Annotated in this window: 19 protein-coding genes; 15 read left to right on the forward strand and 4 right to left on the reverse strand. The window is 70.8% G+C overall.

The genetic code is table 11. The features are described 5' to 3' along the window. Positions 1-44 precede the first annotated feature (44 nt). Positions 45-449 (forward strand): Rv2175c family DNA-binding protein, encoded by a 405-nt coding sequence (locus C1737_RS03975; protein WP_067919831.1) that lies wholly within the window; start codon positions 45-47, stop codon positions 447-449. On the opposite strand, the gene C1737_RS03980 is transcribed toward C1737_RS03975, so the two are convergent. Together C1737_RS03980 and idsA2 are read right to left on the reverse strand one after the other, a co-directional pair. Next, positions 443-2005 (reverse strand): alpha-(1->6)-mannopyranosyltransferase A, encoded by a 1563-nt coding sequence (locus tag C1737_RS03980; protein ID WP_067919820.1) that lies wholly within the window; start codon positions 2003-2005, stop codon positions 443-445. The genes C1737_RS03975 and C1737_RS03980 overlap by 7 nt on opposite strands. A 4-nt stretch (positions 2006-2009) precedes the next feature. Further along, the gene (idsA2, locus tag C1737_RS03985) at positions 2010-3059 is read right to left on the reverse strand and encodes a bifunctional (2E,6E)-farnesyl/geranyl diphosphate synthase (RefSeq protein WP_102417296.1); all 1050 of its coding nucleotides are present in this window, start codon (positions 3057-3059) and stop codon (positions 2010-2012) included. A 278-nt stretch (positions 3060-3337) separates the two neighbouring features. Between idsA2 and C1737_RS03990 the strand changes: the two genes are divergently transcribed. Next, positions 3338-4234, forward strand: coding sequence for a mycobacterial-type methylenetetrahydrofolate reductase (locus C1737_RS03990; RefSeq protein ID WP_067919827.1), 897 nt, complete (start codon positions 3338-3340; stop codon positions 4232-4234). Here C1737_RS03990 and C1737_RS03995 read toward each other — a convergent pair. Together C1737_RS03995 and C1737_RS04000 are read right to left on the reverse strand one after the other, a co-directional pair. Beyond that, on the reverse strand, positions 4231-4878 hold the full coding sequence (locus tag C1737_RS03995; RefSeq protein WP_067919833.1) for a DUF3153 domain-containing protein: 648 nt from the start codon (positions 4876-4878) through the stop codon (positions 4231-4233). The genes C1737_RS03990 and C1737_RS03995 overlap by 4 nt on opposite strands. Before the next feature lie 140 nt (positions 4879-5018). After that, positions 5019-5636 carry an N-acetyltransferase gene (locus C1737_RS04000; protein ID WP_067919828.1) on the reverse strand — a complete coding sequence of 206 codons (618 nt, stop codon included), beginning with the start codon at positions 5634-5636 and terminating at the stop codon, positions 5019-5021. A 310-nt stretch (positions 5637-5946) separates the two neighbouring features. Between C1737_RS04000 and C1737_RS04005 the strand changes: the two genes are divergently transcribed. From C1737_RS04005 to C1737_RS04065, 13 genes are all read left to right on the forward strand, one after another. Continuing rightward, positions 5947-6351 carry a DUF3040 domain-containing protein gene (locus C1737_RS04005; RefSeq protein ID WP_067919829.1) on the forward strand — a complete coding sequence of 135 codons (405 nt, stop codon included), beginning with the start codon at positions 5947-5949 and terminating at the stop codon, positions 6349-6351. A 462-nt stretch (positions 6352-6813) separates the two neighbouring features. Then, complete coding sequence (gene mraZ / locus C1737_RS04010; RefSeq protein WP_007170790.1) at positions 6814-7245, forward strand: division/cell wall cluster transcriptional repressor MraZ; 432 nt, start codon at positions 6814-6816, stop codon at positions 7243-7245. Beyond that, a complete protein-coding gene (gene rsmH, locus C1737_RS04015; RefSeq protein ID WP_102417297.1) occupies positions 7220-8410 on the forward strand; it encodes a 16S rRNA (cytosine(1402)-N(4))-methyltransferase RsmH in 1191 nt (396 codons plus the stop codon). The genes mraZ and rsmH overlap by 26 nt, the downstream gene beginning before the upstream one ends. Further along, a complete protein-coding gene (locus C1737_RS04020) occupies positions 8407-9522 on the forward strand; it encodes a hypothetical protein (protein WP_102417298.1) in 1116 nt (371 codons plus the stop codon). The genes rsmH and C1737_RS04020 overlap by 4 nt, the downstream gene beginning before the upstream one ends. Further along, entirely contained in the window at positions 9519-11576 is a 2058-nt protein-coding gene (locus C1737_RS04025) for a penicillin-binding protein 2 (protein ID WP_102417299.1), read from the forward strand. Before C1737_RS04020 ends, C1737_RS04025 begins: the two co-directional genes overlap by 4 nt. A gap of 204 nt (positions 11577-11780) precedes the next feature. Continuing rightward, positions 11781-13334, forward strand: coding sequence for a UDP-N-acetylmuramoyl-L-alanyl-D-glutamate--2,6-diaminopimelate ligase (locus tag C1737_RS04030; protein ID WP_199182773.1), 1554 nt, complete (start codon positions 11781-11783; stop codon positions 13332-13334). Beyond that, on the forward strand, positions 13331-14914 hold the full coding sequence (gene murF / locus C1737_RS04035; RefSeq protein WP_067924775.1) for a UDP-N-acetylmuramoyl-tripeptide--D-alanyl-D-alanine ligase: 1584 nt from the start codon (positions 13331-13333) through the stop codon (positions 14912-14914). The genes C1737_RS04030 and murF overlap by 4 nt, the downstream gene beginning before the upstream one ends. Beyond that, positions 14911-15990 carry a phospho-N-acetylmuramoyl-pentapeptide-transferase gene (gene mraY / locus C1737_RS04040; protein WP_067924772.1) on the forward strand — a complete coding sequence of 360 codons (1080 nt, stop codon included), beginning with the start codon at positions 14911-14913 and terminating at the stop codon, positions 15988-15990. Before murF ends, mraY begins: the two co-directional genes overlap by 4 nt. Position 15991: 1 nt before the next feature. Beyond that, positions 15992-17449 carry a UDP-N-acetylmuramoyl-L-alanine--D-glutamate ligase gene (murD, locus tag C1737_RS04045; RefSeq protein ID WP_233214695.1) on the forward strand — a complete coding sequence of 486 codons (1458 nt, stop codon included), beginning with the start codon at positions 15992-15994 and terminating at the stop codon, positions 17447-17449. Between the two features lie 6 nt (positions 17450-17455). Further along, a complete protein-coding gene (ftsW, locus tag C1737_RS04050) occupies positions 17456-19171 on the forward strand; it encodes a putative lipid II flippase FtsW (RefSeq protein ID WP_102417300.1) in 1716 nt (571 codons plus the stop codon). After that, complete coding sequence (gene murG, locus C1737_RS04055; protein ID WP_102417301.1) at positions 19168-20379, forward strand: undecaprenyldiphospho-muramoylpentapeptide beta-N-acetylglucosaminyltransferase; 1212 nt, start codon at positions 19168-19170, stop codon at positions 20377-20379. Before ftsW ends, murG begins: the two co-directional genes overlap by 4 nt. 53 nt (positions 20380-20432) lie before the next feature. Further along, complete coding sequence (murC, locus tag C1737_RS04060) at positions 20433-21851, forward strand: UDP-N-acetylmuramate--L-alanine ligase (RefSeq protein ID WP_199182805.1); 1419 nt, start codon at positions 20433-20435, stop codon at positions 21849-21851. After that, a complete protein-coding gene (locus C1737_RS04065) occupies positions 21848-22792 on the forward strand; it encodes a cell division protein FtsQ/DivIB (RefSeq protein ID WP_067919437.1) in 945 nt (314 codons plus the stop codon). Before murC ends, C1737_RS04065 begins: the two co-directional genes overlap by 4 nt. Positions 22793-23020 lie beyond the last annotated feature (228 nt).

Consider the following 23020-nt stretch of genomic DNA (forward strand, 5'->3'; position numbering starts at 1 on the left):
GAAAACACCGGTTCGATCCGCGTGGCAAGGCCTACACTGGCGCCGTGAGCAGCATTCCTGCCGGCGACGACGTTTTGGATCCCGACGAGCCAACCTACGACCTGCCGCGGGTGGCCGAATTGCTCAGGATTTCGGTCAGCAAGGTCCAGCAGCAACTCCGCGAGGGTCACCTGGTCGCGGTGAAGCGGGACGGCGGCGTGGTGGTGCCGCAGGTGTTCTTCACCAAGTCCGGTGAGGTGGTCAAGAGCCTGCCAGGACTGTTGACGATCCTGCACGACGGCGGCTACCACGAAACCGAGATCGTGCGGTGGCTGTTCACCCCCGACCCGTCGTTGACCATCACCCACGACGGCAGCCGGGATGCCATCAGCAACGCCCGCCCCGTCGACGCGCTACACGCGCACCAGGCCCGCGAAGTGGTGCGCCGGGCGCAGGCCATGGCTTACTGAGCGGTGACTTCGTCTTCGCGGGCCTGATCGGACCGGTTGTCGGTCCGATGGTCGGGGGCACGGTAGAGGGTGTACCAGGCGACCAGCGCGCAGGCGGTGGCCAGCGAGACGTGCAGCCATGAGTACATCCCGTGCGAGCCGTCGGGTTTGAAGATCACCATCACCCACGTGGACAGGCCGGCGATGATCGCGATCGCCCGTCGTGACTGCGCGAGCGGGGCCGCCACCGCCAGCGGCCAGGAGTAATACCACGGCAACGCCGCGGGGACGAACAGCACCACGACCAGCATCGAGACCGCGATGCCGGTCAGCGCGGCCCGGTCGTCGCGCCGGAACCGCCACCACAACAGCGGCAGCGACACCGCGATGGTCGCGATGCCGACGAGCCGGGTGATCCGCAGCAGCGGGTAGAAGTGCACCGCGAAAACCCCGCTGAACACGGCGTGGATGAGGTTGGCGGCCGCGGTCGGCACCGTGAGCCAGTTGATGATCTTCACCGACCCGGCCAGCGCCGTCAGCCATCCCAGGCCCACGTGTGCCACGGCCGACAGGATCCCGAACACGACGGCGAAGATCAGCAGCGACATCGCCGTGGCCGCCACGAACGCCCAGGCCGGCCGGTACCCGCGGCGGTCACGCAGATGCCGCGTCCACACCCAGACCATGAACGGCAGGGCGATGCCGGCGGTCGCCTTGACCGCGATCGCCACGGTGATCAACGAAGTGCCCAGGACGTGGCGGCCGGCGAAACTCAGCGCGATGCCGGCGGCCATCAGCCCCACCATGAGCATCTCGTTGTGCACCCCGCCCATCAGATGGATGAGCACCAGCGGGTTGAGAACGCAGACCCACAACGCCGTCGGGCCGTCGGTGCCGAGGTGGCGGGTCAATCGTGGGGTGGCCCAGATCAGCAGCGCCAGTCCCGGAAGCATGCACAGCCGTAGCAGCGCCGTCCCGGCCACCACGTTGTTGCCGACGGCCATGGTGACGAACTTCGCCACCAAGATGAACGCCGGGCCATAGGGGGCGGTGGTGATCGTCCAGATGGGACTGACGTTGTCCAGCAGGCTGTTCGGGTTGGCGACCGGGCCGACCGCATAGGGATCGAGGCCGTCGCGTAGCAGCGCGCCCTGGGCCAGGTAGGAATACGTGTCCCGGCTGAAGACGGGCACCGACAGCAGCAACGGCGCCAGCCAGAAGCCGGTGGTGGCCTTCATCGTGAACTCGGTCATCTCGCCGGCCAGTACGCGCCGGCCCAGCCCCAGCCAGGCGATCAGCATGAGGCCGACACCCGTCCACAAGACCACGGACGACAGCACCAGGCCATGGCCGAATCGCAGCCACGACATGTGGATCGACTCCAAGAGCGGGTCGTGTTGCCGGATGCTGCCCGCCCCCAGGCCGCCCACGGTGATCAGTAACGAACCGAGCATGCCGAGCTTCGCCGGCGCGGACTGCTCGCCGGTGGCGAACGCGCGCAGGCGCGAAAACCGCCCGCCGCCAGCCGGTTCCGTTCCCGGGATGTCGGACGGCGGGATGTGCGTCGGGGTCGTCATCGGCTCAGGCGGACCGGTCGGTGGCCATGCGGGCCAACTCGGAAAGCCCCGTCTTGGCCGCCGGGTCGATGGGCGCGGCCGCCAACACGTCCAGCGCCCGCCGGGTCAACTCGGCGATGCGCCGTTCGGCTGCGGCCAGGGCCCCCACGGACTCGATGACCGCCCGCAGCCGGTCCACCTCCGCGTCGGTCAGCTGCGCCCCGATCGAGTCGCGTAACAGCTTGGCGCCCAACGGATCTGACTTGTCCGCCAGCTCCAGCGCCTCGGCCAGCAGCACGGTGCGCTTGCCCGACCGCAGGTCGTCACCCGACGGCTTGCCGGTCACGTCCGGGTCCCCGAACACCCCCAGTACGTCGTCGCGCAGCTGGAACGCCACCCCGAGGTCCGTCCCGAACCGGCCGAACACGTCCTGCACGTCGGGTCGGTCGGCGGCGGCGGCCGCCCCCAATTGCAGCGGTCGCGACACCGTGTAACAGGCGGTCTTGTAGGTGTCGACGTTCATCGCCGACGCGATCGATTCGGCGGCGCTGGCTTCGGCGACGATGTCCAGGTATTGACCGCCCAGCACCTCGGTGCGGATTGCGGCCCACACCCGCTGGACGCGCCGCGCGGCCTCGGGGGTCAGGTCAGCGCGAAAGACGATGTCGTCGGCCCAGGACAGCGCGAGGTCACCGAGCAGGATGGCGGCCGAGATGCCGAATCGCTCCGGCGAGCCTCGCCACCGCCGGTCGCGGTGCAGCTCGGCGAACTTGACGTGAGCCGTCGGCCGGCCGCGGCGGGTGGACGAGTCGTCGATCACATCGTCGTGCACCAGCGCGCAGGCGTGCAGCAACTCCAGCGCGGAAAACAGCAGCAGCACTTCGGAAGTGGGCTCTTCGGTCGCTACGGCGCGCCAGCCCCAGTAGGCGAAGGCGGGCCGCAGCCGTTTGCCCCCATTGAGCGTGAAATCCTCGAGGGCGGCGACCAATACCTCGTAGTCGCCGCCGATGTGGGCGGTGTCGGCGCGCCGGTCGTGCAGGTACCGCCGCAGTCGATCGGTGATCGCGCCGGTCAACTCGACGGTTGCCGCTGCTGCTGGGGCTTTCGGGCTCAGCGCGGCGCCCCTTTCCTCGACGTGGCTCCGGTGTATGGCAGGCCCGACCAGTGTATTCGGCGCAGCGCCGGAGGTCGTTGCCACACGGGGAGGGCGGGCGGCAGCGGTTGCTTCGACTGCCTTACTATTCCGCCGCAAGGGGGGCGGCACCCCCACGCCTATGCTGGCGGGGGTGTCGGGGCCGCCCGCTGCTGCGGCCGGGAGACGCCCCAAACATTCGTCGGATGGAGAGAAGGCGCGTGACACTCAACACCATTGCGCTCGAGCTGGTGCCACCCAACGCCGATGAAGGCCGGGAGCGGGCGCTCGAAGACGCGCGAAAGGTGGTGCAGTTCTCGGCGGAATACGGTCTTGTCGGCCGGCTCCGGCACGTGATGATTCCGGGCATCATCGCCGAGGACGACGACCGTCCCATTGCGATGAAACCCAAGCTGGACGTCCTGGACTTCTGGTCGATCGTCAAGCCCGAGCTGGCGGGAATGCACGGGCTGTGCACCCAGGTCACCGCCTTCTCGGACGAGCCGACGTTGCGCAAGCGGCTCACCGATCTGCGCGAGGCCGGGATGGAGGGCGTGGTCTTCGTCGGCGTGCCGCGCACCATGAACGACGGCGAGGGGTCCGGCGTCGCGCCGACCGACGCGCTGTCGATCTATCGCGAGTTGGTGCCCAACCGCGGCGTGATCCTGATCCCCACCCGTGAGGGGGAACACGGCCGGTTCAACTTCAAATGCGACCAGGGCGCCACCTACGGTATGACCCAGCTGTTGTACTCCGACGCGATCGTGGGGTTCCTGCGCGAGTTCGCCGAGAGCACCGACCACCGGCCGGAGATCCTGCTGTCGTTCGGCTTCGTCCCGCAGATGGAGAGCCGGGTCGGCCTGATCAACTGGCTGATTCAGGACCCGGGTAACGCGGCGGTGGCCGCCGAGCAGGAGTTCGTCAGGCGATTGGCCGGCAGCGAACCGCCGCAGAAGCGTCGGCTCATGGTCGACCTGTACAAAAGCGTGATCGACGGGGTCGCCGAGCTGGGCTTCCCGCTGAGCATCCACCTCGAGGCGACCTACGGGGTGTCGGCGCCCGCTTTCCAGACGTTCGCGGAGATGCTGGCGTACTGGTCACCCGCGCAGCAGGGCTAGCTGGGCGGCTGGTCGCGGGGGGCGGTCACCCGCGGCGAGCGGTCGCGGTTCATCCAGGCCAGCAGCGCGACGACGCCGGCGGCGGCAAAGGACGCGATGCCCAACCACACGCCCGCCCCGGTGAAGGAGCGGGTGTTCGGGTCGGTGTAGCGGGCCTGGGCGGTCATGGTGCTCACGACGCCGGGTTTGAGCTTCCAGGACACCACCGTGGACTCGACCCGGTCGCCGTTGGTGGAAGTCACCACGCCGGGAAAGGCGACGGTCAGCTCGACGTCGGCTTCGGAATCGGTGAGCGACGTGAGGTCGGCGCGGCCCTCGAGGATCACCAGGTTGCCGTTGCGGCGCAGCGACAGGTTGACGCCCTGCGCGTCGGAGTTCAGGTTGGCCAGCTGCGGCAGTTCGGCAAAGGTCAGATCGGAGAACACCGCCTGTGACCCCACGTAGCCGTCGCTGTCGTAGTTCGACACCGCCACCTTCTGGCTGAACGGCAGGTTGTTGCTGTCCAGCTGAGGGCCGGTGTCCTTGGGCGTCTTGGGTTTAGCGGCGGCGACGATCTCGCCGGACACCAGATCGTCGGGCGAAATGGTGAGCGACGCCCTGACCCGCAGGCACCCCGTGGCCAGCGGCACCAGCATGAGCAGCATCGCGATGGCTACCAGGCGGCGCCGCCGCGCGGTGAATCCTCGGGGCCGGGACGGGGCAGGGCTGGCGCGCACCAGGTCATCGTGCCAGATCCGGCCTGCCGCTTCGGCGGGTCTGCCCGGACGCGCCTGGCGGCCGGCGGTCACAGCGGTAGCTTGCGGCCCAGGATCGCGAAGGCCCGCGGGTCACCCGCGAAGTGATAGCGGCGGATCACGTCGGTGAACCCCAGCCGCCGGTACAGCCGCCAGGCTCGGTTGAGCTCACCGTTGGTCTCCGGCGTGGACAGCAGGACGTTCTCTTCGGCCCGGCCGGCGAGGAGCCGCCGGGCCAGCGCCTCACCCAGGCCACGGCCCTGCGCGCGCGGATGGATGTGCAGCTCGGTCAACTCGAAGTAGCTGTTCATCAGGCCGGCGATCTCCTGCGGCGGCAGGCCACCGCGTTGCAGGCCGAGGATGACCTGCTGCTGCCACCACTGGCCGGGCGCCCCCGGGTAGCCGTAGGCGACGCCGAGCAGCGGCGCGTTACTCAGCTCGGTGGCGGGCGGGAGCGGTGCGTCCGCGCCGCCGGCCGGCTCGGCCGCTTCGGTCTCCACCACACCCACGCCGCGCCAGCCGCGACGGCGGATGTGCTCGAGCCACATCGCGGCCCGCTGGTTTTCGGTGCCCCGCGGGTAGCGCATCGCGTCGACGTACACCTTGAGGGCGTCGCCGAGACGGCGCTCCATGTCGGTGGGCGGGAGATCGATGAGGAATATCGCCAACTCGCGGTGTCCTCCTCGTCCTGCGACCGTTCGTCCGGCCCGCTTCGCCACCGCCATTATCGGCCCCGGGGGAGGCCGATTGGCGAGCGGTTGCGGCATCGAAGCGGCGAACCACCGCGGGCGGGGAAGCCGGTTGTAGCGCACGGCCGTTCCGGCTCGGATGGGCCCCCGGCCGCGGCCGGGATAGAATCGCGACCGAACCAGTGGTATGGCGCAGATTGACCTCGTATCATTTCAATTAGTTGCCCGCGCAACGGGCATCCGCGTGCTATCGATAGTTACGCGCCAGACTGTCGGCAAGGAGGGACGAATGCCACTCTCCGATCATGAGCAGCGGATGCTCGATCAGATCGAGAGCGCTCTCTACGCCGAAGATCCCAAATTCGCGTCGAGTGTCCGCGGCGGAGGGTTCCGTGCACCCACCGCGCGCCGCCGCCTGCAGGGCGCGGCGTTGTTCGTTATCGGCCTGGCAATGCTGGTCTCCGGCGTGGCCTTCAAGGCCACCATGATCGGAAACTTCCCGATTCTCAGTGTCTTCGGATTCATCGTGATGTTCGGTGGCGTGGTGTTCGCCATCACCGGTCCCCGGTTGTCCGGCCGGCCCGACCACCCCGGCTCGGCGCCCGGGTCGTTGCGCCAGCGCCGCACCAAGGGTGGCGGAGGTTCTTTCACCAGTCGCATGGAAGACCGCTTCCGGCGTCGCTTCGACGACTAACGGCATCGCCGACGCATCGGGGTAGCCATCGGCTACCCCGTTTTCATGTCCGTACCGGCCCGGTGCCGCCATCGTCGCAGCCAGATACCGACCGGCCCGCCATCGCCGAACCGTCGATGCCGTTTCGACGCCGAACCGAGCCTTAACCGAGCTTTGGGGCAGGATTCGAGCCCCACCGGCCCCCGCCACGGATTGGATTTTACGAGATAGGAGCCCGTCTCGTGGGCGCGGAGATGTGTAAAAGAGTCGGGGGCTCGGAGATGTTTATAAGAGGCAGCTTTTTTCTTGCTTGTGGGGGCGCCGTGAGTAACCGCCAAAGCCGCGACCCGATGGCTTGAGTGGCCCCGGGTGGCGGATAACCCGGAAAACTGCGCCACCACACTGTCGGAATGGGGCGAAGTGGGGGATTGTGGGGTATGGTGGCTGCAGTGTTTGGGTGACCCCGAGCGGGGAGGTGAGCTGGTGTTTCTCGGCACCTACACGCCCAAACTCGACGACAAGGGGCGGCTCACGTTGCCCGCCAAGTTCCGCGATGCGCTGGCAGGGGGGTTGATGGTCACCAAGAGCCAAGACCACAGCCTCGCCGTCTATCCGCGGGGTGAATTCGAGCAGCTCGCGCGCCGGGCGAGCAAGGCGTCGCGCAGCAACCCCGACGCCCGTGCATTCCTGCGCAACCTCGCCGCCGGCACGGACGAGCAGCATCCCGACGCGCAGGGACGCATCACGTTGTCGGCCGATCACCGCCGCTACGCGAACCTCTCCAAGGATTGCGTGGTGATCGGAGCGGTCGACTACCTGGAGATCTGGGATGCGCAAGCATGGCAGGACTACCAGCAGACCCACGAAGAGAACTTCTCCGCGGCCAGCGATGAAGCACTCGGCGACATCATCTGAGGCGCATGCCCGTGCAACGTGGCCTCTGCCCGAACCGACCCTGGCGTACTTCCCCAACGCCAGGTTCGTGCCTTCGGACAGGGACCTCGATGCAAGGGCGCCGGCCCTCCTGGCCGCCGAGGGGTCAGGGGCGTCTCGCCCGACCCGGGGAGGTGTTGCCGTGGTTGACGATTCAGCGAACTTCGGACATGTGCCCGTCCTGCTGCACCGCTGCGTCGAACTGCTCACCCCCGCGCTGACCCGCCACCACGCCGACGGTTCGGGCGCGGTCCTCCTCGACGCCACCCTCGGCGCGGGCGGGCACGCCGAACGGTTCCTGACCGACCTGCCGGGGTTGCGGCTGATCGGACTCGACCGCGATCCCAGCGCGCTGGACATCGCCGGGGACCGGTTGGCACCGTTCGCCGACCGGGTCACCCTGGTGCACACCCGCTACGACGGCCTCGCCGCGGCTCTGACCGAATCCGGTTACCGCACGGCCGAATCGGTCGACGGGATGCTGTTCGACCTCGGGGTGTCCTCCATGCAGCTCGACCGCGCCGAGCGGGGCTTCGCCTACGCTCAGGACGCGCCGCTGGACATGCGGATGGATCCGGAGTCGCCGTTGACGGCGGCGGAGATCCTCAACACCTACGACGAAGCGGCTTTGGCGGACATCCTGCATCGCTACGGTGAAGAGCGGTTCGCGCGCCGCATCGCGGCGCAGATCGTGCGCCAGCGCGCCCGCGCACCGTTCACGTCGACCGCGGAGCTGGTAGCCCTGCTCTACCAGGCGATTCCGGCCCCGGCCCGGCGCACCGGGGGGCATCCGGCCAAGCGGACCTTCCAGGCCCTGCGGATCGCCGTCAACGACGAGCTGAACTCGCTGCGCAGCGCGATCCCGGCCGGGCTGGAGGCGCTCACCGTCGGCGGGCGCATGGTGGTGCTGGCTTACCAGTCGCTGGAAGACCGAATCGTCAAGCGGTTGTTCGCCGACGCGGTCGCCTCCCGCACACCGGTGGACCTGCCGGTCGAACTGCCCGGCCACGAGCCACGGTTCCGGTCCCTGACGCACGGCGCCGAACGCGCGGATGCCGATGAGGTGGAACGCAATCCGCGCAGCGCCGCGGTGCGACTACGAGCTGTCGAACGGATCGAGCAGGCAACCGGGAAGGGCCAGGCATGAAAGCAAAGCGCGAAACGCCGAATCGCCGCGGCGGGCGCGACGGTTCCGCCCGGCGGAGCAGGCGTTCGACGGCCGATCCGGGCCCGGCCCGCCGCACCCGGCCCGGGCGGAGCTCGGCGCCCACCCGCGAGAGCCGCGCGCCCAAGTCCGGACCGCACACCAGCCCCATCGCCCGGCCGGTCGAGCGGCCGGCGCGGCCCAAGAGCACCAGTCAGGCCAAGGCGCGGGCCAAGGCGCGGAAAGCCAAGGCCCCCAAGGTTGTTCGCCCTCGCCTGAGTGAGCGGCTGGCGGCCCGGCTGGCCGCGATCGATCTGCGTCCCCGCACCCTCGCGAGCAAGGTCCCGTTCGTCGTGTTGGTCATCGGCGCGCTCGGTCTCGGGCTTGGTCTGACGCTGTGGTTGTCCACGGACTCCGCCGAGCGCTCCTACAAGTTGAGTCACGCGCGCGAGAGGACCCGGCTGCTGCAACAGCAGAAGGAGGCGCTGGAACGCGATGTGCGCGAAGCGGAATCCGCGCCGGCGCTGGCGGAGGCGGCCCGCAAGCTGGGGATGATCCCGACGCGGGACACCGCGCACCTGGTGCAGGACCCGTCGGGGAACTGGGTGGTGGTCGGCACGCCCAAGCCGGCGGACGGGGTGCCGCCGCCACCGTTGAACAGCAAGCTCCCCGAACAGGGTCCGCCGCAGCCCCCGGCGCCGCCGGCGCCGCCCGCGGAGGTCCCCGTTCGGCTGCAGCCCGACCCCGTGGCGGCCCCGCCGGCGCGGTCCGGGCCCGAGGCCCTGTTGCGCGCACCGGACGGAGCGTCGACGCTGGGTGGCCAGCACCTGGCACCGGCGGGTCCCCAGCTGCCGGGCACGCCGGGGGCGCCCGCCGGCGCGACGGGGCCCCGTGCGCTGCCCGCATCGGGGGTGCCGGTACCGGGGCTGCCCGCGCCGTCGGCGGGGCCCCCGCCCCCGCCGCCGCCCCCCCCGGGGGCGCTCCCCCCGGGCGGCCCGCCCGGTCCGCCCCCCCCCGCCCGGCCCCCCCCACAAGGGGTTGTCCCCGCCGCCCCGGTGCTGGTGCCGCAGCCCGCGGCGCCCGGGCCCGTCGCGATGCCGGGAGCGCCCCGGTGAGCCCCGGCGACTCCATCCGCGCCCGGCGATCGCAGCCCACCCGCGGTCCTCGTAAAGCCCAGGAGGCCAAGGGGATTCGTCAGCCGAAACGGCGGGCGAAGCAGCAGGCCCAGGACGTCCGCGAGCCGAAGAGGGTTTGGAGAGCCAAGGAGGGCAAGGCCACCGGGAAAGCGGGGCCGGCCGACCGGCAGGACGGGGCCGGGCACTCGGCGCGGGAGCGGCGCACCCGGCAGCTCGTGCAGGCGGGCAGCCGCGGCGCGTCGTTCGTGTTCCGCCACCGGGCGGGAAACGCAGCCATCGGGGTCTTGATCGTGGTGGCGGCGGCCCAGTTGTTCGTCCTGCAGGTCACCAACGCGCCCTCGCTGCGTGCCCAGGCCGCGGGCCAGCTCAAGGTCACCGACGTCGAAAAGGCGGTGCGCGGCAGCATCGTCGACCGCAACAAGGATCAGCTGGCGTTCACCACCGAGTCGCGCGCGTTGACGTTCCAGCCCAAGCGAATTCGCAAGCAGCTGGACGAGGCCAAGAACAAGAACTCGGCGGCCCCCGATCCGCAGCAGCGGCTGCGGGACATCGCCAAGGAGGTCGCCACCCGGCTGGGCAACAAGCCGGATTCGGCGACCGTGCTGAAGAAGTTGCAGAGCGACGAGAACTTCGTTTATCTGGCCCGCGCAGTCGACCCCGCTGTCGCCAGCGCGATCTCCGATAAATACCCCGAAGTCGGCTCGGAGCGGCAGGATCTGCGGCAGTACCCGGGCGGGTCGTTGGCGGCCAACATCGTCGGCGGCATCGACTGGGACGGTCACGGGCTGCTGGGGCTGGAGGAGTCGCTGGATTCGGTGCTGTCCGGAACCGACGGCTCGGTCACCTACGATCGTGGATCGGACGGCGTCGTCATTCCCGGCAGTTACCGCAACCGGCACCGGGCGGTCAACGGTTCGATGGTCCAGCTGACCCTCGACGACGACATCCAGTTCTACGTGCAACAGCAGGTCCAGCAGGCCAAGAATCTCTCGGGCGCGCACAACGTTTCGGCCGTCGTGCTGGATTCGAAGACCGGCGAAGTGCTGGCCATGGCCAACGACAACACGTTCGACCCGTCCCAGGACATCGGGCGTCAGGGCGACAAACAACTGGGCAACCTGGCGGTGTCGTCGCCGTTCGAACCCGGCTCGGTGAACAAGGTCATCACCGCGTCCTCGGTGATCGAGTACGGCTTGTCCAATCCCGACGAGGTGCTGCAGGTGCCCGGGACCATCCAGATGGGCGGGGTGTCCATCCACGACGCGTGGGACCACGGCGTCATGCCCTACACCACCACCGGTGTGTTCGGAAAGTCCTCCAACGTCGGCACTTTGATGCTCGCCCAGCGCGTCGGCCCGGAGCGGTTCTACGACATGGTCCGCAAATTCGGCCTGGGGCAACGCACGAACGTCGGGCTGCCCGGTGAGAGCGCCGGGCTGGTGCCGCCCATCGACCAGTGGTCGGGCAGCACGTTCTCGAACCTGCCAATCGGCCAGGGCCTTTCGATGACGCTGCTGCAGATGGCCGGCATGTACCAGACCATCGCCAACGACGGGGTGCGCATTCCGCCGCGGATCGTCAAGGCCACCATCTCGCCCGACGGGACCCGCACGGAAGAACCGCGTCCCGAAGGCGTGCGAGTGGTTTCGCCGCAGACGGCCCAGACCGTGCGGAACATGCTGCGCGCGGTGGTGCAACGCGACCCGATGGGCTACCAGCAAGGCACCGGGCCCGCCGCCGCGGTGACGGGCTACCAGATGGCCGGCAAGACGGGCACCGCTCAGCAGATCAACCCGGCGTGCGGCTGCTACTTCGACAACGTCTACTGGATCACCTTCGCGGGAATGGCCACGGTCGACAACCCGCGCTACGTCATCGGCATCATGATGGACAACCCGGAGCGCAACGCGGACGGTACGCCGGGCCACTCGGCCGCCCCGCTGTTCCACAACATCGCCGGCTGGCTCATGCAGCGCGAGAACGTGCCGCTGTCGCCCGATCCCGGTCCGCCGCTGACGCTGCAGGCCACCTAGCGGTCTGGCGGGTCGCCGATCGTGCGGTGACGGCGTTGCGTGTGCGCTCAGGGCGGCATCCGGGCCCGAATCACGCCTTCAACGCACACTGAAGGCCCTCAACGCACACTCGATTGACGAGCGCACCGCGGTGGCGGGTGCCTCTCGGTAGGGTGTCATGGCCGATCATGAGGATCACGCGGCGTGTGCAGGAGGTGTGAACAGGTGGTGCCGGTGCCCACTGGTTTGCGGCCCAGCGCGGGCGCGGGATCGCGCCTGCCCGCGCTCGCGGCCCAGGTCGGGGCGGTACTCGCGGACCGCGGCACCGCCGTGCCCGACGTGGCCGTCATCGGTGTGGCGCTGCGCGCCCAGGACATCCGGCCCGGCGACTTGTTCGCCGCATTACCCGGCGCGACGACGCACGGGGCCCGGTTCGCGGCCGAGGCGATCGAGCGCGGCGCCGTCGCGGTGCTCACCGATGCCGCCGGGGTGGCGGAAATGGGCGCGTCCGCCCCGACCGTGCCGACGCTGGTGCACCCGGCGCCCCGCACCGTGCTCGGTGCCCTGGCCGCCACGGTGTACGGCAACCCGTCGGAGCGGGTGACGGTCGTCGGGATCACCGGCACCTCCGGCAAGACCACGACGACGTATCTGGTCGAATCCGGCCTGCGCGCCGCCGGCCGGACGGCCGGCCTGATCGGCACCATTGGCATCCGCATCGACGGCGCCGACGTTCCCAGCGCGCTGACCACCCCGGAGGCTCCCGCGCTGCAGGCGATGTTCGCCGCGATGGCCGAGCGCGGGGTGGACACCGTCGTCATGGAGGTGTCCAGCCACGCGCTGGCGCTGGGCCGGGTAGACGGCACCGGATTCGCGGTGGGCGCTTTCACCAACCTGTCGCGTGATCACCTCGACTTTCACCCCACCATGGCCGACTATTTCGAGGCCAAGGCGAAGTTGTTCGATCCCGCGTCACCGCTGCGGGCGCGCCGGGTCGTGGTCTGCGTCGACGACGACCCCGGGGGCGCCATGGCCGTGAGGGCCATGAAGGGTGGAGCCGCCGCGATCACGGTCAGCGCCGCCGGCCGGCCCGCGGACTGGCGCGCCGTGGACGTGCTTCCGATGGGCGCCGGGGGACAGCAGTTCACCGCGATCGACCCCGCCGGCGTGCGCCATCGGGTCGGCATTCGGCTGCCGGGCCATTACAATGTCGCCAATTGCCTTGTCGCACTGGCTATTTTGGACGCGGTGGGGGTATCGCCGGAACAGGCGGCGCCGGGGCTGCTGGCGACCCGGGTGCCCGGCCGCCTGGAAGAGATCGACTGTGGCCAGGATTTCCTCGCGCTGGTCGACTACGCCCACAAGCCCGAAGCGCTCCGCGCCGTACTGGCCACCCTGCGGCGCCCCGGTGGGCGGTTGGCGGTGGTCTTCGGCGCGGGCGGTGACCGCGACCCGGGCAAGCGGAGGCCGATGGGTGAGATCGCCGCCGAGCTCGCCGACCTGGTGGTCGTCACCGACGACAACCCGCGCAGCGAGGACCCCGCCGCCATCCGCCGCGAGATCCTGGCCGGGGCGGCCGGGGGTGCCGCCGAGGTCGTCGAGATCGGCGACCGGCGTGCGGCCATCCGGCATGCCGCCGGGTGGGCGCGACCCGGGGACACGGTGCTGATCGCCGGCAAGGGGCACGAGACCGGACAGCGCGGCGCCACGGAGACCCGCCCGTTCGACGACCGGGTGGAGTTGACCGACGCGCTGAACGCCCTGAGGGCCGGGTCATGATCGACCTGACGGTCGCGCAGATCGCCGACATCGTCGGCGGCACGCTGGCCGACATCTCGCCGGAGGCCGCCGCCGCGCTGCGCGTCACCGGCACCGTCGAATTCGACTCGCGCGCGGTCGGCCCCGGCGGGCTGTTCCTCGCGCTGCCGGGCGCGCACGCCGACGGGCATGACTACGCGAAGTCGGCGGTAGCGGCCGGCGCGGTGGCCGTGCTGGCCGCCCGGCCGGTGGGGGTGCCGGCCATCGTGGTGCCCCCGCAATCCCGTCGCCGCGACGGTGGCCTGGCCGGTGTGCTCGAACACGACTCCGACGGTTCGGGTGCGGCGGTGCTGGCCGCGCTGGCCAAGCTGGCCAAGGCGGCGGCCGCGGAGCTGGTGGCCGGCGGGTTGACCATCGTCGGGATCACCGGCTCGTCGGGAAAGACCTCGACCAAGGACCTCGTCAAGGCCGTGCTCGAGCCGCTGGGTGAGGTGGTGGCCCCGCCCGGATCGTTCAACAACGAGCTGGGGCATCCCTGGACGGTGTTGCGCGCGACGCGGGACACCGACTACCTCGTCCTCGAGATGTCGGCGCGCCATCCCGGCAACATCGCCGCGCTTGCCGATATCGCCCCGCCGGCGATCGGGGTGGTCCTCAACGTCGGCACCGCGCACCTGGGCGAGTTCGGGTCGCGGGAAGCCATTGCGCGCACCAAATCCGAACTGCCCCAAGCTGTTCCGCCGTCAGGGGTGGTGATCCTGAACGCCGACGACCCGGCCGTCGCGGCGATGGCCCGCGTCACCGACGCTCGCGTGGTACGCGTCAGCCGGTTCAGCCACACCGACTCCGGGCCCAGCGACGTCTGGGCGGACGGAGTGTCGCTGGACGAACTGGCCAGGCCGCGCTTTACCCTGCACGCGATGAACAGCGCGGTCGAGGTTCAGCTGGGCGTCTACGGCGACCATCAGGTCACCAACGCGCTGTGCGCGAGCGCCGTCGCGCTGCAATGCGGCGCGACCGTCGAGCAGATCGGCGCCGCCCTGGCCCAGGCCGGGCCGGTGTCGCGGCACCGGATGCACGTGACGACCCGCGCGGACGGGGTAACGGTGATCGATGACGCCTACAACGCCAACCCCGACTCGATGCGGGCCGGGCTGCAGGCGCTGGCCTGGATCGCCCACGGCCGCGAGCCCGGCGCCGAAAAGCGCAGGAGTTGGGCGGTGCTGGGCGAAATGGCCGAGCTCGGCGAGGACGCGGTGGCCGAGCACGATCGCGTCGGGAGGCTGGCGGTGCGCTTAGATGTGTCTCGACTTGTCGTCGTGGGAAGTGGGAGGTCGATGAGCGCCATGCACCACGGAGCGGTCATGGAGGGCGCGTGGGGAGCCGGGGATGACCGGGGCGCCGTCAACGTGCCCGACGCGGAGGCCGCCCTGGCGTTGTTGCGGGCCGAACTCCGGCCCGGCGACGTGGTCCTCGTCAAGGCCTCCAACGCCGCCGGTCTGGGCGCGCTGGCCGACGCCCTGGCCTGTGACGATCGCGAGGGCGGCGAAGCCGGGCGAAGCGGGTCGTCACGACGGAGCGACCAGGGAGCGGCCCAGTGAGGCAGATCCTCATCGCGGTGGCCGTCGCGCTCGCCGTGTCAATCCTGTTGACCCCGGCGCTGATTCGGCTGTTCACCCGGCAGGGCTTCGGCCATCACACGCGTGAGGACGGTCCGCCCAGCCATCACGCCAAACGCGGCACGCCGTCGATGGGCGGGGTGGCGATCCTGGCCGGCATCTGGGCGGGATACCTGGGGACGCACCTGGCCGGGCTGGCGTTCGACGGCGAGGGCGTTTCCGCGTCGGGTCTGTTGGTGCTGGGCTTGGCCACCGTGCTCGGCGGCGTCGGCTTCCTCGACGACCTGATCAAGGTTCGCAGGTCGCGCAATCTCGGGCTGAACAAGACGGCCAAGACCGTCGGGCAGATCTGTGCCGCGGTGCTGTTCGGGGTGCTCGTGCTGCAGTTCCGCAACGGCAGCGGGTTGACGCCGGCCAGCTCGGACCTGTCCTATGTGCGCGAGATCGCCACCGTCACTTTGGCTCCCGGGTTGTTCGTGTTGTTCTGCGTGGTGGTGGTCAGCGCCTGGTCCAATGCGGTCAACTTCACCGACGGGCTGGACGGGCTGGCGGCCGGCTGCATGGCGATGGTCACCGCCGCCTACGTGTTGATCACCTTCTGGCAGTACCGCAACGCCTGCGTCACCGCGCCGGGCCTGGGCTGCTACAACGTGCGCGACCCGCTGGACCTGGCGCTCGTCGCGGCCGCCACCGCGGGCGCCTGCATCGGCTTCCTGTGGTGGAATGCCGCTCCCGCAAAGATTTTCATGGGCGACACCGGATCACTGGCGCTGGGCGGCATCATCGCGGGCCTGTCGGTCACCAGCCGCACCGAGATCCTCGCCGTGGTGCTGGGGTCGCTGTTCGTCGCCGAGGTCACCTCCGTGGTGCTGCAGATCCTGGCCTTCCGGACCACCGGGCGCCGGGTGTTCCGGATGGCGCCCTTTCACCACCATTTCGAGTTGGCCGGCTGGGCCGAAACCACGGTGATCATCCGCTTCTGGCTCCTCACGGCCATCACCTGCGGTCTGGGCGTGGCCCTTTTCTACGGTGAGTGGCTGGGCGCGATCGGTGCCTGACGTGGCCGGGCTCGAGCCCCTGGTGCCGGGCGCGCCGGTGCTGGTGGCCGGCGGCGGCGTGACCGGCAAGGCGGTGCTGGCGGCCCTGGCCCGGTTCGGCGCCGCGCCGACCCTGTGCGACGACGATCCCGCCACGCTGCGGCGCTACGCCGAGAGCGGCGTGGCGACGGTGGCGACGTCGACGTCCGCGCAGCGCCTTGCCGAGTACGCCCTGGTGGTCACCAGTCCCGGGTTCTCGCCGGACACGCCACTGCTGGCCGCCGCCGCGACGGCGGGCGTGCCCATCTGGGGCGACGTGGAGCTGGCCTGGCGGCTCGACGCCGCGGGCCACTACGGGCCACCGCGCCGCTGGCTGGTGGTGACCGGCACGAACGGCAAGACGACCACGACGTCGATGCTGCACGCCATGCTGACCGCCGCGGGCCGGCGCAGCGTGTTGTGCGGCAACATCGGCGATCCGGTCCTGGACGTCCTGCAGGCGCCGGCCGATCTGCTGGCCGTCGAGCTGTCCAGCTTCCAGCTGCACTGGGCCCCGTCGGTGCGCCCCTACGCGGGCGTCGTCCTCAACATCGCCGAGGACCACCTGGATTGGCACTCCACCATGGCCGAGTACACCGCCGCCAAGGCGCGGGTGCTCGACGGCCGGGTGGCGGTGGTGGGGCTGGACGACGCCCGGGCGGCCGCGCTGCTCGAGACCGCCGCGGCGCCGCTGCGCGTCGGATTCCGGCTCGGCGCACCGGCGGCGGGCGAACTGGGCGTGCGGGACGGCCACTTGATCGACCGCGCCTTCGCCGACGACCTCCGGCTGCTGCCGGTCGACTCGATCCCGGTGCCGGGGCCCGTCGGCATCCTGGACGCCCTGGCCGCGGCGGCGCTGGCCCGCAGCGTCGGCGTGCCCGCCGAGCCGATCGCGGAGGCGATCGCCTCCTTCCGGGTGGGCCGGCACCGGGCGGAGGTCGTCGCGGTCGCCGACGGCATCACCTACGTCGACGACTCCAAGGCCACCAACCCGCACGCCGCCGAGGCGTCCGTGCTGGCCTACCCGCGCGTGGTGTGGGTGGCCGGCGGTCTGCTCAAGGGCGCATCGGTGGACGCCGAGGTCGCCAGGATCGCCCCCCGGCTGGTCGGCGCGGTGCTCATCGGCCGAGATCGCCAAGAGGTTGCAGAGGCGTTATCGCGACACGCGCCGGATGTCCCCGTCGTCCAGGTTGTGACAGGCGAGGATGCTGATATGAATGCGACGGCTGTGGCTAGTGGTGCAAATGTGACAGAAGTGAAACATTCGGGCCCGGATGTCGGCGCTTCGGTCATGGAGGCGGCGGTGGCCGCGGCCCGCGACCTGGCACGGCCCGGCGACACGGTGTTGCTGGCTCCGGCCGGTGCGTCGTTCGACCAGTTCACCGGGTACGCCGCCCGCGGCGACGCCTTCGCTGCCGCCGTCCGCGCGGCCATCCGGTAGGCGGGCGTGGGTAACCCACTGACCCGGCTGAGACGCCGGGGCAAAGACACTTCAGACACCGCCGCCGCGGAGACCTCTGACGCCACAGCGGACGAGCCGGGGGAGGCCGACGCCGCGACCGCCCCGGTGAGCTCCGCCGGCAGCTCGGAGGCCAAGCCGGCGGCTAAAGCCCGGCTCGCCGGCGAGGGGCGGAACCGGTTCGGCGCCTGGCTGAGCCGGCCCATGACCTCGTTTCACCTGATCATCGCGGTGGCCGGGCTGCTGACGACGCTCGGTTTGATCATGGTGCTCTCGGCGTCGGGAGTGCGGTCCTACGACGCCGACGGGTCGGCCTGGGTGATCTTCGGCAAGCAGGTTTTGTGGACGGTGATCGGCCTGATCGCCTGCTACGCGTCGCTGCGGATGTCGGTGCGGTTCATCCGCCGCGTCGCGTTCACCGGTTACGTCGTCACCGTCATCCTGCTGGTGCTCGTGCTGGTGCCCGGCATCGGCAACCTGGCCAACGGCTCCCGGAAGTGGTTCGTCATCGCCGGCTTCTCGATGCAGCCGTCCGAGCTGGCCAAGATCGCCTTCGCCATCTGGGGCGCGCACCTGCTGGCGGCCCGCCGGCTGGAGCGGGCCTCGCTGCGCGAGATGCTGATCCCGCTGGTGCCGGCCGCGGTCATCGCGCTGGCGCTGATCGTGGCGCAGCCCGACCTGGGGCAGACGGTGTCGCTGGGCATCATCCTGCTGGCGCTGTTGTGGTACGCCGGGCTGCCGCTGCGCGTCTTCGCCACCTCGCTGCTGGCGGTCTTCATGGCCGGCGCCGTGCTGGCCATGTCGGCGGGCTACCGCTCCGACCGGGTGAAGTCGTGGATGAACCCCGAGAACGACCCCATGGACACCGGTTACCAAGCGCGTCAGGCGAAGTTCGCCCTGGCGCACGGCGGCATCTTCGGCGACGGCCTGGGGCAGGGCGTCGCCAAGTGGAACTACCTGCCCAACGCCCACAACGACTTCATCTTCGCGATCATCGGCGAGGAGCTGGGCTTCGTCGGCGCCTTCGGGCTGCTGGTCCTGTTCGGGCTGTTCGCCTATACCGGGATGCGCATCGCGCGGCGGTCGGCCGACCCGTTCCTGCGGCTGCTGACCGCCACCACCACGATGTGGGTGCTGGGTCAGGCGTTCATCAACATCGGCTACGTGATCGGGATCCTGCCGGTCACCGGGATTCAGCTGCCGCTGATTTCGGCGGGTGGCACCTCCACGGCGGCAACGCTTTTCATGATCGGCATCATGGCCAACGCGGCCCGGCACGAACCCGAGGCGGTGGCCGCCCTGCGCGCCGGCCGCGACGACAAGGTGAACCGGTTCTTGCGATTGCCACTGCCCCAGCCGTACGTGCCGACCCGGCTCGAGTCGTTCCGCGACCGCAAACGCGGCGGCAAGCCGCCGGCCAACGGCGCCCCGTCCCGCACCGGCACGCGCAAGGCCGCCCAGGCGCCGGCCCGGAAGCCCTCGCAGAAGGCCTCCCAGAAGCCCTCGCAGAAGGCCTCCCAGAAGGCCTACCGCAAGGCCCCGCACAAGGCTGAGGAACCGCTGCGGCCGGCGTTCTCCCGCACAGGCGCCCGCCCGGCCCGCAGGGCGGTGCATCATGGATCTGGCCAACGCTCCGCCAGTCGGGGAGCCGGCCAGCGTCAGGCACGACGCGCTCGCGCACTGGAAGGTCAGCGTTACGGGTGAACGACACGGTCAGCAAGCCGACCGGCGGGCGGGGGACAAGTCCCCAGCCCGCCGGTGCCGCGTTGTCGGCTTTTAAGCCCCTGTCGGTGGTGCTGGCCGGCGGGGGCACCGCCGGCCACGTCGAGCCCGCGATGGCCGTGGCCGACGCGCTCAGCGCGCTCGACCCGCAGGTGCGCATCACCGCGCTGGGCACCCACCGGGGGCTGGAGACCCGGCTGGTGCCGCAGCGCGGCTACCACCTCGAGCTGATCACGCCCGTCCCGCTGCCGCGTAAGCCCAGCGGCGACCTGGCGCGGCTGCCCCCGCGGGTCTGGCGCGCGGTCCGCGAGACCCGCGCGGTGCTCGACGCGGTGGACGCCGACGTCGTCATCGGATTCGGCGGATACGTGGCGCTGCCGGCGTACCTGGCCGCCCGCGGTATACCCGGCGGGCTCAGCCGCAGGCGGCGCGTCCCGGTGCTGATCCACGAAGCAAACGCCAGCGCCGGGCTGGCCAACCGAATCGGCGCCCGCCGCGCCGACCGGGTGCTGTCGGCGGTGCCCGATTGCGGGCTGCCGCGCGCCGAGGTGGTCGGGATCCCGGTGCGGGAGGCCATCACCTCGCTGGACCGCGCGGCGCTGCGCGCCGAGGCGCGCAGGCACTTCGGGTTCGCCGACGACGCGCGGGTGTTGCTGGTGTTCGGCGGCTCGCAGGGCGCCGTGTCGCTGAACCGGGCCGTGTCCGGCGCCGCGGCCGACCTGGCGGCCGCGGGCGTGTCGGTGCTGCACGCACACGGACCGAAAAACACCCTGGAACTGCCGGAGCGCCGGCCGGGTGATCCGCCCTACGTGGCGGTGCCCTACCTCGACCGGATGGATCTGGCCTACGCCGCGGCCGACCTGGCGATCTGCCGGTCGGGCGCCATGACCGTCGCCGAGGTCTCGGCGGTCGGCTTGCCCGCCATCTACGTGCCGCTGCCGATCGGCAACGGCGAGCAGCGGCTCAACGCGCTGCCGGTGGTCAACGCCGGCGGCGGCATGGTGGTCGCCGACGCGGCCCTGACGCCGGAGCTGGTGGCCCGCGAGGTGGCCGGGCTGCTCAACGACCCGCTGCGGTTGGCCGCGATGACGACGGCCGCCGCGCAGGTGGGGCATCCCGACGCAGCGCGCCAGGTGGCCCAGGCGGCGCTCGACATCGCCAGGAAGGCAGCGGCGGGAGGGCGACGGTGAACGCCGGGCAGCCGCCGCCGCCCGAGTTGCCCCCCGAGCTGCACAGGGTGCACATGGTGGGCATCGGGGGAGCCGGCATGTCCGGCATCGCCCGCATCCTGCTGGACCGCGGCGCGCTGGTGTCCGGGTCCGACGCCAAGGAGTCGCGCGGCATCCACGCGCTGCGGGCCCGGGGCGCGTCGATCCGCATCGGCCACGACGCGTCGTCGCTCGACCTGCTGCCCGACGGCCCGACCGCGGTCATCACCACCCACGCGGCCATCCCGAAGACCAACCCCGAGCTCGTCGAAGCCCGGCGGCGCGGCATCCCGGTGATCCTGCGGCCGGCGGTGCTGGCCAGTCTGATGGCCGGGCGCACCACGCTGATGGTCACCGGCACACACGGCAAGACGACGACGACGTCGATGTTGATCGTCGCGCTGCAGCACTGCGGGCGCGACCCGTCCTTCGCGGTCGGGGGCGAAATGGGGGAGGCCGGAACCAACGCCCATCACGGCAGCGGCAACTGCTTCGTCGCCGAGGCCGACGAAAGCGACGGCTCGCTGCTGGAATACACGCCCAACGTCGCGGTGGTCACCAACATCGAAACCGATCACCTGGACTTCTACGGCAGTGCCGACGCCTACGTCGGGGTGTTCGACGCCTTCGTCGAGCGACTGGCCCCCGGGGGAGCGCTGGTGGTGTGCGTCGATGACCCGGGCGCGGCCGCGCTGGCGGAGCGCACCGCCGAGCTGGGAATCCGGGTGCTGCGCTGCGGATCCCCGCCGCAGCCCGAGCTCGCGGCCACCCTGTTGTCCTGGGAGCAGCAGGGCACCGAAGCGGTCGCGCACATCCAGCTGGCGGGCGAACAGCATCCCCGCGTGATGCGGCTGTCGGTGCCCGGCCGGCACATGGCGCTCAATGCGCTGGGCGCGCTGCTGGCCGCGCTCGAGATCGGCGCCCCGGTCGACCGGGTGCTCGACGGCCTGGCCGGCTTCGAGGGGGTGCGCCGGCGGTTCGAACTGGTCGGCAACGCCGGGTCCGTGCGTGTCTTCGACGACTACGCCCACCATCCCACCGAGATCAGCGCCACGCTGGCCGCCGTCCGCACCGTGCTCGAACAGAGCGGCGGCGGTCGCAGCCTGGTCGTGTTCCAGCCCCATTTATATTCGCGCACAAAGGAATTCGCCGTGGAGTTCGGTCGCGCGCTCGACGCCGCCGACGAGGTCTTCGTCCTCGACGTCTACGGCGCGCGCGAGCAACCGCTGGCCGGCGTCAGCGGCGCCAGCGTCGCCGAGCACGTCACCGTGCCGGTGCGCTACCTGCCCGACTTCTCCGCGGTCGCCGAGCAGGTGGCCGCGGTCGCCGGCCCCGGTGACGTCATCGTCACGATGGGCGCGGGCGACGTGACCCTGCTGGGGCCGGAGATCGTGACCGCGCTGCGCATCCGGGACAACCGCAGCGCGCCCGGGCGCCCGGGAGTCCTCCAATGACCCAGCCGAACGACGCGACGCCGGTGGTCGGCGAACCGACCGGCGCCGACGCGGCCGGAGAAGACCTGACCGAGCCGCTGTTCGTCGGAGGACCCGAGGCCGAAACGTCGGCGGAACCGGACGAATTCGAGGGGCCGCGTCGGCGGGCACGCCGCGAACGAGCGGAACGCCGCGCCGCGCAAGCGCGCGCCACCGCCATCGAGGAAGCGCGCCGCGAGGCCAAACGCCGGGCCAGCGGACGCCCGGTCGACGAGCCCAAACCCGTCGCCCGCGGCGTGGTTCGCGGCCTGAAGATGCTGCTGGTGACGGTGCTGCTGGTCGTCCTGGGCGTCGGGCTCGCGCTGATCCTCTATTTCACCCCGGCGATGTCGGCCCGCAACATCGTCGTGGTCGGCACCGGTGAGGTGACCCGGGAGGAAGTGCTGGACGCGGCGCAGGTACGGCCCGGGACGCCACTGTTGCAGATCAACACCAACCAGGTCGCCGACCGGGTGGCGGCGATCCGTCGGGTGGCCAGCGCGCGAGTGCAGCGTCAGTACCCCTCGGCGCTGCGGATCACGATCGTCGAGCGAATTCCGGTGGCGGTGAAGGACTTTCCGGACGGCCCGCACCTCTTCGACCGCGACGGCGTCGATTTCGCGACCGGGCCGCCGCCGCCGGCGCTGCCGTACCTCGACGTCGCCAATCCCGGTCCCAACGACCCGGCGACCAAGGCGGCGCTGCAGGTGCTGACCGCGCTGCGGCCCGAGGTCGCGGGCCAGGTGGGCCGGATCGCGGCACCCTCGGTGGCCTCGATCACGCTCACGTTGGGCGACGGTCGCGTGGTGATCTGGGGGACGACCGATCGCACCGACGAGAAGGCGGAGAAGCTGGCCGCGCTGCTGACGCAGCCGGGGCGGACCTACGACGTGTCCAGCCCCGACCTGCCCACGGTGAAGTAGGAACGCCCGCCCGACAGTGTGACGGCGGCAACAGAAAAAATTTGCGAGCCGCGCGTCGGCGCGCCTGCGAGGTTAGGGCGCGCCATGCCCATACCGTTCTGGTTGCGCGGAACTACTTGACATAACTCTAACTCTATGGTTGAGGTTGAGGGTTTGCCAGGGCGGGCCGCACACGCGGGAGGAATCCCGTCGCGAGGAACTTGAGCCCATCAGGGAGGAAACCGAATG

Source organism: Mycobacterium sp. 4858 (assembly GCF_900240975.1).
Lineage (GTDB): Bacteria > Actinomycetota > Actinomycetes > Mycobacteriales > Mycobacteriaceae > Mycobacterium.

What these genes read in the sequence shown, in the direction of transcription:
- C1737_RS03980 (WP_067919820.1), bottom strand. Translation starts at nt 2,005, where the DNA reads ATGACGACCCCGACGCACATCCCGCCGTCCGACATCCCGGGAACGGAA.
- C1737_RS03995 (WP_067919833.1), bottom strand. Translation starts at nt 4,878, where the DNA reads ATGCTGCTCATGCTGGTGCCGCTGGCCACGGGGTGCCTGCGGGTCAGG.
- C1737_RS04005 (WP_067919829.1), top strand. Translation starts at nt 5,947, where the DNA reads ATGCCACTCTCCGATCATGAGCAGCGGATGCTCGATCAGATCGAGAGC.
- rsmH (WP_102417297.1), top strand. Translation starts at nt 7,220, where the DNA reads ATGAAGCACTCGGCGACATCATCTGAGGCGCATGCCCGTGCAACGTGG.
- C1737_RS04020 (WP_102417298.1), top strand. Translation starts at nt 8,407, where the DNA reads ATGAAAGCAAAGCGCGAAACGCCGAATCGCCGCGGCGGGCGCGACGGT.
- murF (WP_067924775.1), top strand. Translation starts at nt 13,331, where the DNA reads ATGATCGACCTGACGGTCGCGCAGATCGCCGACATCGTCGGCGGCACG.
- murC (WP_199182805.1), top strand. Translation starts at nt 20,433, where the DNA reads ATGGTGGGCATCGGGGGAGCCGGCATGTCCGGCATCGCCCGCATCCTG.
- C1737_RS04065 (WP_067919437.1), top strand. Translation starts at nt 21,848, where the DNA reads ATGACCCAGCCGAACGACGCGACGCCGGTGGTCGGCGAACCGACCGGC.